Origin of the sequence: Streptomyces sp. NPDC001728 (assembly GCF_040297565.1) — a bacterium.
Lineage (GTDB): Bacteria > Actinomycetota > Actinomycetes > Streptomycetales > Streptomycetaceae > Streptomyces.
The window spans coordinates 124,959-140,714 of the sequence record NZ_JBEOZK010000012.1; the positions used below are offsets into that span (position 1 = coordinate 124,959).

Consider the following 15,756-nt stretch of genomic DNA (forward strand, 5'->3'; position numbering starts at 1 on the left):
CCGGTCCCCCGTGGAGGCGCCGGACGGGTGTTCGCGGCACCCATAATCGACCGCATGCCGCATGTACTGCTGATCGAGGACGACGCGTCCGTTCGGGACGGGATGGAGCTCGTGCTGCGCCGGCACGGGTACGGCGTCGACACGGCCGCCACCGGCGAGGAGGCGCTCGCGCTGCTCGACTCCCCCGGCGGCGGAAGGATCGAACTGGCCGTCCTCGACCTGATGCTGCCCGGCATGAACGGCTTCGAGGTGTGCCGGGGGATCCGCGCCCGGACGGCCACGCTGCCGGTCGTCATGCTGACCGCGCGCGGCGACGACCACGACATCGTGACGGGTCTGGAGGCGGGCGCCGACGACTACGTGGTCAAGCCGGTCACCGCGCCCGTCCTCGAGGCCCGCATCCGGGCCGCGCTGCGGCGCGCGGAACCCTCGGGGCGGACGCGGGCGGACGCCGCCGATCACGCCGGGCTCGTCATCGACCGCGCCGGGCTGACCGTCTCCAAGCACGGCGTCACGGTCCCGCTGCCGCCCACCGAGCTGCGGCTGCTGCTGGAGCTCTCGGCCTCCCCCGGCCGGGTCTTCAGCCGCGAACAGCTCCTCGCCTCGGTCTGGGACCACACCTTCCTCGGTGACTCGCGGCTGGTGGACGCGGCCGTCGGCCGGCTGCGGTCGAAGCTGGAGGACGTACCGGCGCGGCCTCGGTACGTCCAGACGGTACGGGGTTTCGGCTACCGTTTCGGCCCGCTGTGAGCGGCCGGTCGACGGAGTCCGGGCGCGCCGGGAGCGGCGCCCGGAAGCGGCGACTCGTCGGAGGGCTGCGGACCCGTCTGGTCGTGACGTTCGTGGTGGTCGCGCTCGTCAGCGCGGTCACCGCGACCGCGCTCGCCTACCGGGACGCCCGCACCGCCGTCCTGCGGCGCACCCAGGACGCCGCCGTGAACGACGTACGGACACGGGTCACGGCGGTCGCCGCCGACTTCGACCTGCCGCCCGACCGGCGGTCGCTCGCCCGGTTCGCGGCGAAGGTCTCGGACGGCCTCGGCGCCCGGATCGTCGTCGCCCGCTACCAGGACCTCGTCGCGGTCTCCGATTCGCTGGCCGACACGGAGGGCCGGATCACCGCCGAGCTGCGGGCCGCCGTACGGGCCGGGGAGGGGGCCAGGTTCCAGCGGGTGGAGTGGCGGGGCGAACCGTATCTGGTGGTCGGGACGCCCGTGACGTTCGCGGACGGGGACCGGCGCACCTCCGGCCTGGAGGTCTTCGTGATCACCGATCTGCGGGCCGAGCGGGACGACACCGAGGCGCTGTTGGACTCCGTGCGCGCGGGCATCCTGCCGGTGGTGGTGCTTGCCGCCGTCCTGGCGCTGCTCGCCGCGGGCACCGTGCTCCGTCCCGTACGGAAGCTGGGGCGGGCCACCCGCGGACTCGCGGCCGGGGACCTCGGCAGCCGGGTCACGGTGAAGGGCCACGACGAACTCGCCGAACTGGCAAGGACGTTCAATGACACGGCGGACGCCCTCCAGGCCTCGGACGCGCGTCTGCGGGAGCAGGAGGCGCGGGCACGCCGCTTCGTGGCGGACGTGTCGCACGAACTGCGCACGCCGCTCGCGGCGATGACGATGGTCGCGACCGTCCTGGAGGAGGACGCCGACCAGCTGCCGGCGGACGCGGCGCGGGCGGCCCGGACCGTGGGCGCGGAGACGGCGCGGCTCTCGCGGCTCGTCGAGGACCTGATGGAGATCTCCCGCTTCGACGCCCACGCGGTCCGGCTGAACGCGGCCGAGACGGACCTCGCCGACACGGTACGGGGCTCGCTGGCGCTGCGCGGCTGGACGGACCGGGTGACGGCCCGGCTCGACGAGGGGGTGCGCGCGGTCGTCGACCGGCGCCGGGTCGACGTGATCGTCGCGAACCTGGTGGGCAACGCGCTGCGGCACGGCGCCCCGCCCGTCACCGTGACCCTCGGCACGACCGTCACGGCGGACGGCTCCTGGGTGACGGTGGCGGTCGCCGACCACGGTCCCGGGCTGTCGTCGGAGGTCCGTGAGCGGGTCTTCGACCGGTTCTACAAGGCGGACGCGGCGCGGACGCGGGGCTCGGACGACGGCGGCGGGCACGGCAGCGGCCTGGGAACGGCCATCGCCCTGGAGAACGCGCGGCTGCACGGCGGCACGATCGAGGTCGCCGAGGGGCCGGAGGGCGGTGCGGTGTTCACGCTGCGCCTGCCCCTGCGGCGTACCGAGGAGGAGGCGCGGTGAGGATAAGCGGACCGTTGGTCGCGGTGGCTCTCGGCGTCGCCCTGGTGGGGTGCGGTGTCCGGCCGACCGGGGTGATAGGCGCGGGCGAGTCGGCCTCCGGGCCGACCCGGGGCGTCCGGCTGTACTACGCGTCCGACAGCGGACTGCGCGGGGTGCCCGTGCTCGACAGGGAGATCGAGAACCTCGCCACGGTGGTGAAGCTGCTCGCCTCCGGCCCGCCGCCCGCCGAGCAGCTCGACGGCCTCACCAACCTCGTCCGGATCGGCGGGTACCGGGTGACCGGGCACGACACCCGCGTCACCGTACGTCTGGAGGAGCCGTACGAGGAGACGGGCCGCGACCTGGGCACCGGGCAGTTGGTGTGCACGCTGGCCCGCGCGCAGTCCGTGCTCGATCCCAAGGTCGGGGCCGACGACGTGGAGGTCACCCTGCGGGCGCCCGGGGACGCGGTGCTCGGTCCGTACCGGTGCGCCGAGTTCCTGAACCGGTGAGCCGGGCGGGCCGCCGGCCTGAAGGAGGGCGGCCCCCTCGCACGCCCTGCCTTCCCGTGGGGACGGCGGCCTTCTCGTGCACGTCAGCGCAGCGGCAGCCGTACCTCGATGGTCTTGCCTCCCTCCGAGGGCAGGCTCAGCCTGACCTCGAGGGCGAGCAGCCTGATCATGGGCCACCCGAAGCCGCCCTCCGGCAGGCCGGCGGCCCGCTCCGGACCCGAGGGGCCCGAGGGGTGCGGCAGTTCGTCGCTCGCGTCCGCGACGGAGATCGTCACCTCCGTCGGGTCGAGTTCCACGTCGAAGCCGGTGAGACCGCCCCCGTGACGGAGCGCGTTGGTCACCAGCTCGGAGGTCACGAGCAGCGCGTCCCCGAGTGCGACGGGTGACGGCGCGTTCCCGTGCCCGGACGCCCCCACCGCCAGCGCTTTCGCCACGAGGGCGCGCGCCTCGGCAGCGTCACGTGGGACCGGGGGTCCGTTCCCGTCCGTTGTGCGATGCCCTGCGGTCACTGTTCTTCCCACCCGATCTCTTCTCCTCGCCCTGTTCCCTCCAAGGGGCCCCTTCCCCGCCGGAGGCTCGCCATTCCCTTTCCTCACGATCAGTGCCCCCGCTCGTCACGGTCCGTTCCCGCGCCTCACGAGCGGTGCCCGCTCCGCTTCCCGGGCGCGTGAGTGGGTAGGAGGACATGGGGGCCTCCTTGAGGAGCCTTTCGATGCCGAACCGCAGCAGCACCGCCAGAACAGCCGACGACCTCGCCTCCCGCGTGGCCGACGATCTTCCGGAGATCGCGGATCCGCTGGCGGTCAGCACCGCCGACGCCCGTACGCTGTCGGTGATCCTCTTCCGGCGGCTCCGGTCACTTCAGGAGGGCACGCCCGCCTACTCGTACGTACGGAACACCCTGGTCGAGCTGAACCTCAGCCTGGTGAAGTACGCGGCGACCCGGTTCCGCCGCTCCGGCGAGTCCTGGGAGGACGTCCTCCAGGTCGGCACCGTGGGGCTGATCAAGGCGATCAACCGGTTCGACCCCGAGCGCGGGTGCGAGTTCATGTCCTTCGCGCTGCCGACCGTGCTCGGCGAGATCCGACGGCACCTGCGGGACACCGGCTGGAGCGTCCATGTACCCCGCCGCCTCCAGGAACTGCGGCTCGATCTGGCGAAGGCGAACGACGCCCTCGAACAGGAGCTGGGCAGGCCACCGACGGACGCGCAGCTCAGGGCGCGTCTCCACGTCAGCGAGGCCGAGCTGCGCGAGGGCAGGATCGCCGCGAACGGCTTCGTCAGCCGTTCCCTCGACGTGCCCGTGGACGACGAGGACGGCGGTCCCGGGCTGCTCGCGCGCCGTCTCGGCGCCGACGACGCGGCCTTCGAGAAGATCGAGAACCTGGAGACGCTCAAGCCGCTCGTCGCCGCCCTCTGCGCCCGGGACCGGACGATCCTGGCGCTGCGGTTCGGCGAGGAGCTGACCCAGTCGGAGATAGGCGAGCGCCTCGGCCTCTCGCAGATGCACGTCTCCCGGCTGCTGAGCCGCATCCTCGGCGGTCTGCGCACCGCGCTGACCGCCGACCGCCCGGACCGCCCGGGGGTTCAGAGGTGAGGGAGCCCGAGGGCCGGTCCGGCGCCCCCGCCGGCGGGGACCGGCGCCGCGATCTCCATCCAGACGGACTTGCCCCCCTCCCTCCTGACGACTCCCCACGCGTGGGAGAGCCGGTCGATCACGATCAGCCCGTTGCCGCCCGGTTGCCCCAGCGCGCCACGGGGCCGTAGACGAGGAATCCCGGCGCCCCGGTCGCTCACCTCGATCCGCACCCCGGAGGCCCCCTCGGGCGTCCCCGGCTCGGCAGGGGCGAGCCGGATCACGAGTTCCGTCGGGCCGCCGGCGTGGAGGCAGGCGTTGGTGACCGCTTCCGACACCAGCAGCAGGACGTCCTCGACGGCGATTTGCCGCTCTCCGTCCGTGAGCCCGGCCGACGGAGCCGATCCCGGCCAGTCCCAGTCGGTGAGCGCGTCGCGGCAGAAGTCCCGGCAGCGGGCGACCGCCGAATCCGGGCCCAGCGGTCCGAGGCGACGGGTCTGACTCCTCATCGGAGCTGGTTCGCTCATCGTCGGCTCCACGCCTCGGTTCGGGGGCCTCTCCCTCGGCGAGTTCCCCGGGCGGCCCGTCGTACACGGTGAACCCGTCCACGATTCCGGTGAGGGCGTCCGTCCTGCCGTTCTCCCCGCGCGGTCCGGCACGGCCGACGGTGCGTTCTCGTGTGATGCTGCGAAGACGCGGCGGAACGGGTGAGCCGAAAGGTGGGAAGGATGGCCGGACGCGAGGACGGCGGGGAGTCGGCCGAGGGCGGCCGGGGGCGGGTGGAGACCACAGAGGAGCGCGCGGACCGGCAGTGGCAGGACCTCATGCAGGAGATCCGGGTGGCCCAGACGGGCGTACAGATCCTCCTCGGCTTCCTGCTGACCGTCGTCTTCACTCCCCGGTACGCGAGCCTGGACGCGGCCGACAAGGCGATCTACGTCCTGACCGTGGTCCTCGGATCACTGGCCACCGGAGCCCTCATCGGCCCGGTCTCCTTCCACCGGATCGTCTCCGGACGCAGGATCAAACCCGAGGCGGTCGCCTGGGCGTCCCGGCTGATCCTCATCGGCATCGTGTTCCTGCTGGCCACCCTCACCTCCGCGCTCGTCCTCATCCTGCGGGTGGCCACCGAGAACGCGATCGTGCCGTGGCTCGTGGGCGGGGTCCTGGCCTGGTACCTGCTGTGCTGGTTCGCGCTCCCGCTGTGGGCCCGGAGCAGACACACGGCGAAGAGGACGGAGTGACGGGCGGGACGACGGGTAGCCGCCGGGGGAAGCCCGCCCCGGTGTCACACCGGAAGGAGTACGCCATGCCTCGCGGATCCAGCCCGAAGCGGGAGCGGCAGTACGAGCACGTCAAGGAGAGCGCGCAGCGGCGCGGCGAGAGCGAGAAGCGCGCCGAGGAGATCGCCGCCCGCACCGTGAACAAGGAACGGGCGCGGCACGGCGAGTCCCGGGCCTCCAGCCGCTTGTCCCGGGAGGACGTGTCCTCGGGTGAGCGCGGCGGCCGGCGCTCGCACAGCGGCGCCAAGGGGCGTACGTACGACCAGCTCTACGAGGAGGCCAAGCGCCGCAACATCGACGGCCGGTCGAAGATGAACAAGGAGCAGCTCAGGCGCGCCCTGGGCGGCGGCAGCTGAGCCGGGGCCGGTGGCCGGCCTCACCTACGACGGTTCGCGCCCCCCTACGGCGACGACCAGGCGCGCCGCCTCGCGGTCACACGTCCTGGACGCGTCGGAAGGGGCGGTCCGCCTCCAGTTCGAACGCGAGTTCCAGCAGGGTGCGCTCGGCGCCCGGGCGGCCGGAGAACATGACGCCGACGGGCAGTCCCTCCTCCGTCGGGCGGGCGGCCGGCAGGGAGAGCGACGGGGTGCCGACGACGTTGTTGACCGGGGTGAAGGCGACGTACGCGAGGATCCGGTCGATCAGGGTCCGGTAGGGAACGGTGGGGCTGAGGTGGCCCAGCCGTGGTGTCGTGTGGGCGAGCACGGGCGACAGTACGAGGTCGAGCCCGCGGAACGCCGCCGCGTACGCCTCCCGCGTGCGCTTGAGCCGGCGCACCACACCCGGGGTGCTCCGCCAGCTCTTGAGGTAGTCCTCGCGCAGCCCACGGCTGAGGCCGTCCATGCGGTGCCGGTCGAAGTCCGCGCCGAAGCCTCGGCCCGTGACGCCGAGCAGGAACGACAGCATCCCCCAGTACGTGAGGAAGTCCTCGGTGAACCGGGGATCGAGGGTGAGTTCCACCGGCACCACGGTGTGGCCGAGCCGTTCGAGCGTGGCCACGGTCTCCGTGACGGCCTCGCGGGTGGCGGAGTCGGTGGGGACGCCGTTCGGCGAGTCGACCAGGAATCCGACGCGCAGCCGCCGCGCCGAGGGGCCCTCGACCAGGCCGAGAGGTGGCAGCTTCGGGTTGCGCCAGTGCGTCTCGGCCGCCGCGAGGAACGCGGCGGTGTCCCGTACGGACCGGCTCACGATGCCGTCGGTGACGATGTCCAGCGGCAGTTGACGGCTCTGGGCGTTCCTCACGACCCGGCCCCGCGTCGGCTTGAGGCCGACGAGTCCGCAGCAGGCGGCGGGGATACGGATCGAGCCGCCGCCGTCGTTGGCGTGGGCGAAGGGCACCGCCCCCGCGGCGACCAGGGCCGCGCTGCCGCCGGAGGAACCACCCGCCGAATATCCGGTGTTCCACGGGTTGCGCACGGGCTCGGCGGACTCGTACTCCGTGGTCGGGCTGAACCCGAACTCGGGCAGACGGGTCTTGCCGAGCACCGTCGCACCGGTGCTCAGGAACTGACGTGCGAAGGGCGCGTGCCGCCGCGCGGTCCTCGGGGTGAAGGCGGAACTGCCGTGACCCGTGGGCAGCCCGAGGTAGTCGGTGTTGTCCTTGACGAACGTCGGCACCCCGGCCAGCGCTCCGGCCCCGGCGACCGGCGCGGGAGCGGCCACGCGTACCTGAACGGCGTGCAGCCGCCCCTCGACGGCCCGCACCCGCTCGGCCGCGTCCCTGGCGGCCTCGGCGGCGCTCACCTCGCCCCGCCGTATCGCCGCGGCGAGTCCCACGGCGTCGTGCTCCCCCAGGGCGTCGTCCCGGAAGGCGTGCACCGTGGTCAGTTCCTCGAATGTGGACACCGCTGTCTCAGCCCCCGGCCTCGCGATCGATGGACGACCAGCATGCCGTACCCATGAGTAACACGCGAGGGTCCCGCTCCGTGAACCCTTGCGTACGCATCCGGAACCGATACCGCCCGTCACGCTCGGGAAACGCGCGGATGCTCACCGTATTCGCCGGTGCTTCACTGGAGCCATGCCTTTCACAAGCTACGGCGTGCTCTCGGGGACGCTGCACCGCCACTACCGCGACACGCCGGACGACCAGGGCCGCTGGTTCCACCTTCACCTGGAGGTGGACGCTCCGGCCGGGCGCTACCACTGCGCCGTGGACGTCGACAGCCACAAGTCCAACGTGGGCGTGCAGTGGAAGGCGTTCACCCTGGACGCCGCCGCCGTCGGGCCCGCCGCGGCCCTCGCCCCGGGCTTCCACGACCTCGCCCCCACGCCGGACTCGGGCGCCCTGGACTGTCTGCGCGACCCCGAGCTGGTGGACCGCACGGGCGTCCTGTTCCAGCGCCGACCGCCGTCCTGGCTGCGGGACCTCCTCGATCTGTTCGGCTCCCGCCCCTGGCAAGCGGGCTCCAACATCGACGCCGCCGCCGCGCTGGAGTCCGTCCTGATGCCCGGCGGACGCCTCCTCGTCTTCGGCGAGCCCTTCGAGCACGACGCCGAGGGCGACCTCGGCGTGCACAACATCCACCAGAACCAGGGCGACCCGACCGACTCCCAGTGGTGGCCGGAGAACGGGATCTGGCAGGACGGCGCGACGCTCGCCCTCCGCTCGGACGGCCGCTACGACGTCTTCCTGAGCAAGTTCTCCAGCCAGGCCGGACACACGGACGGCGCCGGGCACCCCACCGGGTGAACGCGCCCGGATCGGCGGCCGGCGCCGCCCGGGTCACCCCCCGAGGCGCCTCACCCTGGCGCGCCACGGGCCGTCCGCCATCTCGAACTGCACCACGAGCGGCCCCTCGGGCAGCGGCACCGTCTCGCGCCGCTTGCCGATCTCGTTCAGCACGTTCTCGTCATCGGGCAGGGCCGTCGGGTCGTGGTGGTCGGCGAGTTCGTAGATGTTGACGATCAGGTTCTCGTCGCCTCGGTAGTGCACGGTCAGGTCGGCCGCGCCACCGGTGTGCAGCAGCACGTCGGGACCCCGGTACTCCACCTCGTCCTCCGTCAGGTGACGGGCCGTCGCCAGCGGGGAGACCTCCACCCTCCACGGCCCCTCCGCCTCCAGCTTGAGACGCAGCGGCCCCTTCTGGGGGACCTGGGCGAGCACACGTCCCCAGAAGTCGTCCTCCGTGCTGTTGACGAGGTTGTCCGCCTCCTTGTTGCGGCGGTCGAGGACCGTGAGCCCCGTGTAGCCGTCGCCGTCGATGTCGAGCTGGACGACGACCGGGCCCGGCGGGAGGCCCTCGACGGTGATCACGTCGTTGTCGCGGCCGGTCCATGAGAGCGGCTGGAAGACGGGGCCGTACGACCACGGGGCGACGGGTGCCGGCACGACCGGCGGGGGTGCGTACGGGGCGGGGGCGACGGGCATCACCGGCGGGGCAGCCCACGGGGTGGGGGTGACCGGCGGCGGAAGCGGTACCGGCGCCGGCATCGGGGGAGGAAGCGGTACCGGCGCCGGCATCGGGGGAGGAAGCGGTACCGGCGCCGGCATCGGGGGAGGAAGCGGTACCGGCGCCGGCATCGACATCGGCGGGCCAGGGACCTTGAACCCCGCCGCTCCCCCCAGTACTTGCCGCCCCACCGGCGACCCCGGCGCAACCGGCGGAGGCATCGGAACCGGCGGCGTCGGCACCGCCGGTCGCTCCGGAACCACCGGGTGCGCGGGTTGCACCGGAGGCGTCGGCTCCGCCACATCGACCCCGTGATCCGTCGCGAGCCCCGCGAGGCCGTTCGCGTAACCCTGGCCCACCGCACGGAACTTCCAGCCGCCCGCCCGCCGGTACAGCTCGGCCAGCACCATCGCGGTCTCCCCCGCCGCGTCGGTCACGTCGTACCGCGCCACCGACGTACCGTCAGGGGCGAACGCCTCCACGGACAGCCCGGCGACGTCCCGCATCGCTCTCCGCTCCGTCGAGGCGACCACGAGCACACGCTCGACCCGCGCCTCCACGGAGGCGAGCCCGACCTCCAGCCACGCCGTGCCCGCACCGCCCCGGGTCAGCCGTACGGCGCCGGAAGGATGCACCGGCGCTCCGTGGAAGACGACGTCCCCGTCGCCGCCGACCGTCCCGCCGCCCGTCAACAGCAGTGCCATGGCGTCGATTTCGCCGCCCCGCACCGCGATGTTCAGCGGCACGGAGGGAACGAAACCGTTCCCGCCCTTGGTCAACGTCCCCATGACACCCCGCCCGGTCCCCTCGTCCCCGCCCTCATGTACCCGCCCTCATGTACCCGCCCTCATGCCCTCGGACTCCGGTCCGTCGTCGTTCATCTCCCAGCGATCTTGCAGCTGGCCGGGCTCCCGGACAAGGCCCCTATGATGGGCCCCGCTGTGCGGGAAGATCGGAATACGCGTGAGAGAGATCGTTCGTAGGACCGTTCTCCTCCGGTTAATTCTCCTTCTGATCACCGGTCCACGTCCGTCGAGGGGTTGCCGGTCGTTCGGGGCGGGCAGGTTTGGAGAGCCGTAGGGCGGAAATCGGCCGTCCTCGGTGCCATAGATGACGTGAATCGTCCGTTGTTCGTGTGTGTTGGGCCGTCCGCACACCGGGGCGGGCCGAAAGAGGAGGGGGTCGGTCCCCATGACCGTGCACGCCGTCGAGATCCCCGAGTTGTGGATGCCCCACCCCCTGCGGGTGAACCCCTACCTGCCGGCCCTTCGCGAGGAGAGCGAGACATGGGCGCGGGCGATGGGCATGCTGGGCGGCGAAGGGGGGCCACCGGCCCGCCGGCCGATCTGGACCCCGGCCCAGTTCCACGCGATGACCGTCGACCAGCTCACCGCCTGGACCCTGCCTGACGCTTCACTCGCCGGCCTCCGCCTCAACCATCGTTTCAACATATGGGCGTTGGCCTGGGACGACTACTTCGCCTCCGCCTTCAAGCAGACCGGCGACCTCCCCGCCGCGCGCACGTTCACCACGCGCCTGCACGCCTTCCTGCGACCGGAGTCCGGCGCCCGCCTGCCGGAGCCGACGAACGCCGTCGAGCGCGGGATCGCCGACCTCCAGGGGCAGCTCTTCCCGCCCCGACTCGCCCACTGGCGGCACGAGTTCAACCGGGCCCTGGTGAGGTACGTGGACGCCGGCGTCGAGGAACTCGCCAACAGCAGGGGCGGTCGGATACCCCATCTGATCGAGTACGCGCCGTTCCGCCGGGAGAGCTTCGCGGCGCACACCGCCCCCTACTCCGTGGAACTGGCCACCGGAGCGCGCATACCCGAGCAGATACGGCGCAGCCGGACCGTCCGCGCGCTTCTCGACGCCTTCATGGACTACATGGGGCTCGCGAACGACATCGCCTCCTACGAGCGCGAGGTCAACGAGGAGCACGACGTCAACAACCTCGTCCTCGTCCTCGGCACGTCCCTGGGCATCCCGCTCCACGACGCCGTCCCCGCCGCCCTGAACCTGGTGAACTCCCGGATGCGGGACTTCGAGCACCTCCGGCGGACCGAACTGCCGCCGGTCGTCGAGCGCGCCGGACTCGACGAGGACGAGCGGGCCGAGCTGGACACCTGGCTCCGGGGCGCGTGCGGCTTCCTGTCGGGAATCCACGCCTGGTACACCGGCGCCCCCCGGTACGCCCCCGCGGACGTCCCCGCCTTCCAGGAGTGACGACACCGCACGGCCGTACGGGTGGTACGGCCGTGCGGTGCGTTCGCCCGCGGCACGGGGCGGCCATGCGCGGGGTGCGGTCGGTACGGGTCCACCGCCGGGCCGTACGGGTCTACCGGCGCCCCAGCATCCTCAGGACGCGCGTCCACCAGGCGTCCCGGGTCTCGGTGCCCCTGGCCGGCTCGGCCTGCGGCCTCGGCGGCGCCGCCGACCGCCTGGTATCGGTCCGCGCGGGCGGAGGCGGCAGCGGGGCGGGGTGGTCGTGCACCTGGGGGGCCCGCGCGACGAACTGCACGGGCAGCGCCGTCAGGTGCCGGGCCCAGGTGGTGGAGCGCCAGCTGAGGCTCTCCTCGGGCACCGACAGGGCGATGTCGGGGAGCCGGGTGAGGAGGATGTCGATGCCGGTGTCGGCGATGATGCGGCCGATGTCCTGACCGGGGCACTCGTGGTTGCCGGCACTGAAGGACAGGTGCGCGCGGTTGTGGTGGACCGGGGTCGCGGGGTTCGGCCGGATCGCCTCGTCGACGTTTCCGGCGGCGAGACCGAGCAGGAGCATGTCCCCCGCCTTGATCTCCTGTCCGCCGAGGGTGGTGTCGCCGTTGGCCCAGCGTCCCGGACACACCATCAGCGGCGGCTCATCCCAGAGGACCTGCTCCACGGCCTCGGGCAGGGTCATCTGACCGCCTGCCAGGGAGCCGCGGAACCGCGGGTCGGTGACGACCATGCGCAGGACGTTGGACATCAGGTTGGCGGTCGTCTCGTAGCCGGCGAGCAGGATGAGGCGCAGGTGGTGCTGCACCTCCTCGTCGGAGAGGCCCGCGGGGTGCGCGAGCAGCGCGGACGCGATGTCCTGCCCGGGGCGGGCGCGCTTGGTGGCGACGAGCTTCTCCAGGCTCTCCAGCACGTACGTGTTGCTGGCGAGCGAGGTCTCGGTGGCCTTGAAGAGGTCACGGGCGGAGTGCACGAGCCCGGGTCCCGCCTCGTCCGACATGCCGAGCAGATGGGTGAGGGTGAGCATGGGCAGGTGCTCGGTGAACTGCTCGACGAGCTCCGCCTCGCCGTCCTCGCAGAACGTGTCGATCAGTTCGTGCGCGAAGCGGGTGATGTGGCGGCGCAGCCCCCGGTGGTCGAACTGGTCGAGGCCGGCGGTGAGCGCGCCGCGCAGCCGCTGGTGCTCCTCGCCGTCGGCGCACACGCAGTCGGGGCGCCAGCCGATCATCGGGACCAGGGGCGAGGTCTCCGGGTCGATCTCCCCGCTCGTCCATCCGTGCCAGACGCGCGGGTCGCGGGAGAACTGGGTGGGGCGGCTGGCCACGTCGCGGTTCTCGAGGTAGCCGAGGACGAGCCAGGCGCGTACGTCGCCGTCGAGCAGGACGGGCGCCACCGGGCCGTGGGCGGCGCGCAGTTCCTCGTACAGACCCATGGGGTCCGTCTCGGCGGCCGGGCCGTAGAGCCGGCTCGCTCCGCCGGGTCCTGTGGTGGCCACATGGGCCGGGCAGCCCGGGGGCGGGGGCTGTCCGGGCAGCGCGGTGGTGTGTTCGGCGGGTGGGACGGTCATGCGGTCTCCTGGGAGGCTGCGAGGGTGCACAGGTAGACCATCAGCGAGAGCAGGGCGTCCCGGCAGGACGCCCGGTCGCGTGCGTCACAGGTGACGATGGGCACGGAATCGCTGAGGGCCAGAGCGGTGCGCAGTTCTTCTACGGGGTACTGCGGGGCTTCCGGGAAGCTGTTGACAGCCACCACGAACGGGACGCGACGGTCCTCCAGGCGGGTGACCACCTCGAAGCAGACCTCGACCCGCCGGGTGTCGACGAGCACCACGGCGCCGAGGGCGCCTTCGAAGATGCCGTTCCACAGGAACCAGAAGCGTTCCTGTCCCGGGGTCCCGAACAGGTAGAGGATCAGCTCCTCGTTGATGCTGATCCGTCCGAAGTCGAGAGCGACGGTCGTGGTGTTCTTGCCCTGGGCGCCGGGGTTGTGATCGATCCCGACGCCCGCCTGCGTCATGGTCTCCTCGGTGGTCAGCGGCGGGATCTCGCTCACCGCCCCGACCATGGTCGTCTTGCCGACTCCGAAGCCGCCGACGATCACGACCTTGACGCCCCGGGCGCCGTACGGCAGCAGCATGTCGGTGCCGCGCGGGCCGACGACGGCGGGCGCGTCAGAGCTTGCGTAGTCCATGGATCACCGCCTCAAGTAGGCCTCGTTCGGGGAACGCCGCGACCGGCACGGGCGCGATGGCCTCGACCCGTTCCTCGTCGACGAGTTGGGACAGGAGCACGGTGACCACGCTGAACGGAAGACTGAGGTACGCCGAGAGCTCGGCCACCGACAGCGGGTACGTGCACATGGTGAGGATGGCCGCCTGCTCGGGCTGCATCGCGGGATCCGGTGTGGACCTCGCCGCGATGAGGGTGACCAGGTTGAAGGTGTCGGCCGAGAAACCCCCGCCGGTGATGACGTAGAGGGGGACGGGGTTGCCTTCCTCCCAGGGGTTCCGGTTCTCTGATGTCACATCGCCTGCCCGACGTCATCACGGGGCGGGCTGGTCATGTGCTGGCCGATCCGGACCACCAGGGTCCGCATGCGGTCCCCCAGGAGGCCGGCGTCGACCTCCGGGTCGGCGAGGACCGCGAGATAGGCCCCCGGACCGGCCGCCATCAGGGAGAAGTACCCGCCGTCGGCCTCGATCCCGACCATCCGGGTCGTTCCGTTGCCTTCCGGGAACATCTGCGCGATGGCACGCGCGAGGCTCTGGATGCCGGAGCAGGCGGCGGCGATGGCGTCGGCGGCGTCGGGCTCCGTGTTCGCCTGCCCGATGCACAGCCCGTCCGACGACAGGACGACCACGTGGCGCACGTACGGGACGCTGCCCACGAGCTCCTTGAGCATCCAGTCCATGTTGGGCAGTGGCTGCATGTTACTCAACCTCATCTGACGGTTCGCTGGGGGAAGTGGAGGGTTCGGCGGACGCTCGCTTGGTGCCGTTGAAGGCCTCCCACATCAGACCCGGCGGGCGGGCCGTGCCGGAGGATCCCCCGGATTCGGGCGGGGTCGTCGTCCCGGCGACGACGACCGGCGTCGGGACGGGCGACTCCCTGCGGCGCTGCGGGAGTCCGTTGGGCGTCTTCCTCACCTCGCCGGATTCCGTCGAGGCCTCCACCGGCGGCACCACCCTCGGCACCACCCTCGGCAGGACCGGACCGCCGACCGTACGCTTCCGGATCGGCTCCGGGAAACGGCGCATGGCGGGCTGCGGCACCGTCGTGATCAGATTCCTGGGCACCAGGACGACGGCCCGTACGCCTCCGTAGGCGGAGGTGCGCAGGTCGACCTCGCAGCCGTGCTCGCGGGCGAGCCGGCTGACGACCGGCAGGCCGAGCTGGGTCACCTCGCCGAGGCTCGCCAGCTGGATGCCCGACATCGACTGCTTCATGACGCGTTCGATGCGGTGGCGGACCTCTTCGGTGAGTCCGACGCCGCGGTCCTCGATCTCGATCGCGATGCCCGAGGGCACCTCGCTCGCGGTGACCTCCACCGGGGTGTGGGGCGGCGAGAACGTGGTGGCGTTGTCGAGGAGTTCGGCGAGGAGGTGGATCATCGGCTCGGAGCCGGGGCCGACCACGGCCACCTCGGCCACCGACGTCAGCTTCACGCGCGGGTAGTCGACGATGCGGGACATGGCCCCGCGCAGCACGTCGTAGAGCGGGATCGCCTTCGACCACTGGCGTCCGGGCCGGGCGTCGCCGAGGACGGCGATGCTGGCCGCGAGCCGCCCGATCAGGGCGTTGCGGTGGTCGACGTCCTGGAGGCCCCTGGAGACCACGAGGTCGTTGCCGTGGACGATCTGCATGGTGTGCAGGTCCTTGGCGAGCTGGTGCACGATCGCCTGGACCCGGCGCGCGACCGCGACCAGGGTCCGCTGGGAGGCGTCGCGGGTGTGCTCGTCGGCCTCCACCGCTTCCAGGAGTGCCCCCAGGGCTCCCCTGAGCGCTTCGGCGAACTCCTCGTCGAGGTGGCTGCCGAAGGAAGCGGACCGCAGGACCTCCGAGGCGAGGGCGCCCCTGCGGAGCCGGGCGACGGCCGCCGGGAGCAGCTCCTCGGCGAGCCACACGGTGGCGGCCCGCTGGTCGGCGAGGCGCCCGAGCAGGGCCGCTTCGCGCTGTGCGTAGTACTCGCGCTCCTCGGCTCCCGCCCGGGTGGTGCGAGCCTCTTCGGCGGAGCGGAGCCGGCGTGCGGTCTCGGCCGAGGCGGCGATCGCCAGGACGATCGCGCCCAGCCCGTACCAGGCCACGGCGGTCCGTATGTGTGCAGGCGAGAGGAGCAGCGCGGCCATCAGGGCGCCGGCCAGCACTCCGGGGGTGAGGAGCCACACCCGGGGAGGCGCTGGCGGGCGGGCTCTGGACATCGATCCTGCACGAACCATCAAGGGGTCCCTCAGCAGACGGGGAATGAGCGGACTGGGGGTGAAGCGATGGGCCGGCGGGGCGCTTCGAGAGCGCGTCGATGGTCGCTTCCCGTCACAGCCAC

At 72.4% G+C, this 15,756-nt stretch carries 17 protein-coding genes; 8 read left to right on the forward strand and 9 right to left on the reverse strand.

Annotated features, from left to right (window positions below; all coding sequences use genetic code 11):
- Positions 1–54 precede the first annotated feature (54 nt).
- From ABT154_RS19750 to ABT154_RS19760, 3 genes are read left to right on the forward strand one after another with little or no spacing between them, the layout of a single operon-like run.
- Complete coding sequence (locus ABT154_RS19750) at positions 55–750, forward strand: response regulator transcription factor (protein ID WP_351858121.1); 696 nt, start codon at positions 55–57, stop codon at positions 748–750.
- A complete protein-coding gene (locus tag ABT154_RS19755; protein ID WP_351858122.1) occupies positions 747–2,258 on the forward strand; it encodes an ATP-binding protein in 1,512 nt (503 codons plus the stop codon). The genes ABT154_RS19750 and ABT154_RS19755 overlap by 4 nt, the downstream gene beginning before the upstream one ends.
- Positions 2,255–2,749, forward strand: coding sequence for a hypothetical protein (locus tag ABT154_RS19760; protein ID WP_351858123.1), 495 nt, complete (start codon positions 2,255–2,257; stop codon positions 2,747–2,749). Before ABT154_RS19755 ends, ABT154_RS19760 begins: the two co-directional genes overlap by 4 nt.
- Before the next feature lie 83 nt (positions 2,750–2,832).
- Here ABT154_RS19760 and ABT154_RS19765 read toward each other — a convergent pair whose 3' ends face one another.
- The gene (locus ABT154_RS19765; RefSeq protein ID WP_351858125.1) at positions 2,833–3,183 is read right to left on the reverse strand and encodes an ATP-binding protein; all 351 of its coding nucleotides are present in this window, start codon (positions 3,181–3,183) and stop codon (positions 2,833–2,835) included.
- A 278-nt stretch (positions 3,184–3,461) separates the two neighbouring features.
- Here ABT154_RS19765 and ABT154_RS19770 point away from each other — a divergent pair, with 278 nt between their 5' ends.
- Positions 3,462–4,346, forward strand: a complete 885-nt coding sequence (locus ABT154_RS19770; protein ID WP_351858126.1) for a SigB/SigF/SigG family RNA polymerase sigma factor — start codon at positions 3,462–3,464, stop codon at positions 4,344–4,346.
- Here the strand turns inward: ABT154_RS19770 and ABT154_RS19775 are convergent.
- Entirely contained in the window at positions 4,337–4,852 is a 516-nt protein-coding gene (locus ABT154_RS19775; RefSeq protein ID WP_351858127.1) for an ATP-binding protein, read from the reverse strand. The two genes, ABT154_RS19770 and ABT154_RS19775, sit on opposite strands and share 10 nt — an antisense overlap.
- 201 nt (positions 4,853–5,053) lie before the next feature.
- Here ABT154_RS19775 and ABT154_RS19780 point away from each other — a divergent pair, with 201 nt between their 5' ends.
- Together ABT154_RS19780 and ABT154_RS19785 are read left to right on the forward strand one after the other, a co-directional pair.
- On the forward strand, positions 5,054–5,569 hold the full coding sequence (locus ABT154_RS19780; protein ID WP_351858128.1) for a DUF6328 family protein: 516 nt from the start codon (positions 5,054–5,056) through the stop codon (positions 5,567–5,569).
- Positions 5,570–5,634: 65 nt separating this feature from the next.
- A complete protein-coding gene (locus tag ABT154_RS19785; protein WP_351858129.1) occupies positions 5,635–5,964 on the forward strand; it encodes a plasmid stabilization protein in 330 nt (109 codons plus the stop codon).
- 76 nt (positions 5,965–6,040) lie between these two features.
- Here the strand turns inward: ABT154_RS19785 and ABT154_RS19790 are convergent, their stop codons facing one another.
- Positions 6,041–7,453 (reverse strand): amidase, encoded by a 1,413-nt coding sequence (locus tag ABT154_RS19790; RefSeq protein ID WP_351858130.1) that lies wholly within the window; start codon positions 7,451–7,453, stop codon positions 6,041–6,043.
- Positions 7,454–7,628: 175 nt separating this feature from the next.
- Here ABT154_RS19790 and ABT154_RS19795 point away from each other — a divergent pair, with 175 nt between their 5' ends.
- Complete coding sequence (locus ABT154_RS19795) at positions 7,629–8,300, forward strand: DUF2278 family protein (protein ID WP_351858131.1); 672 nt, start codon at positions 7,629–7,631, stop codon at positions 8,298–8,300.
- Positions 8,301–8,333: 33 nt separating this feature from the next.
- On the opposite strand, the gene ABT154_RS19800 is transcribed toward ABT154_RS19795, so the two are convergent.
- Positions 8,334–9,788: a TerD family protein gene (locus ABT154_RS19800; protein WP_351858132.1), complete on the reverse strand. Its 1,455-nt coding sequence runs from the start codon at positions 9,786–9,788 to the stop codon at positions 8,334–8,336.
- Positions 9,789–10,191: 403 nt separating this feature from the next.
- Between ABT154_RS19800 and ABT154_RS19805 the strand changes: the two genes are divergently transcribed.
- Entirely contained in the window at positions 10,192–11,226 is a 1,035-nt protein-coding gene (locus ABT154_RS19805; protein WP_351858133.1) for a terpene synthase family protein, read from the forward strand.
- Between the two features lie 112 nt (positions 11,227–11,338).
- On the opposite strand, the gene ABT154_RS19810 is transcribed toward ABT154_RS19805, so the two are convergent.
- The 5 genes from ABT154_RS19810 to ABT154_RS19830 are packed head-to-tail and all read right to left on the reverse strand — an operon-like array spanning position 11,339 to position 15,634.
- Complete coding sequence (locus ABT154_RS19810; RefSeq protein WP_351858134.1) at positions 11,339–12,784, reverse strand: cytochrome P450; 1,446 nt, start codon at positions 12,782–12,784, stop codon at positions 11,339–11,341.
- Positions 12,781–13,407 (reverse strand): GTP-binding protein, encoded by a 627-nt coding sequence (locus tag ABT154_RS19815; RefSeq protein WP_351858135.1) that lies wholly within the window; start codon positions 13,405–13,407, stop codon positions 12,781–12,783. Before ABT154_RS19815 ends, ABT154_RS19810 begins: the two co-directional genes overlap by 4 nt.
- Positions 13,388–13,741 carry a DUF742 domain-containing protein gene (locus tag ABT154_RS19820; protein ID WP_317873301.1) on the reverse strand — a complete coding sequence of 118 codons (354 nt, stop codon included), beginning with the start codon at positions 13,739–13,741 and terminating at the stop codon, positions 13,388–13,390. The genes ABT154_RS19815 and ABT154_RS19820 overlap by 20 nt, the downstream gene beginning before the upstream one ends.
- Positions 13,738–14,145 (reverse strand): roadblock/LC7 domain-containing protein, encoded by a 408-nt coding sequence (locus ABT154_RS19825; protein ID WP_351858136.1) that lies wholly within the window; start codon positions 14,143–14,145, stop codon positions 13,738–13,740. Before ABT154_RS19825 ends, ABT154_RS19820 begins: the two co-directional genes overlap by 4 nt.
- A gap of 1 nt (position 14,146) precedes the next feature.
- Positions 14,147–15,634: an ATP-binding protein gene (locus ABT154_RS19830; RefSeq protein ID WP_351858137.1), complete on the reverse strand. Its 1,488-nt coding sequence runs from the start codon at positions 15,632–15,634 to the stop codon at positions 14,147–14,149.
- Positions 15,635–15,756: the final 122 nt, after the last annotated feature.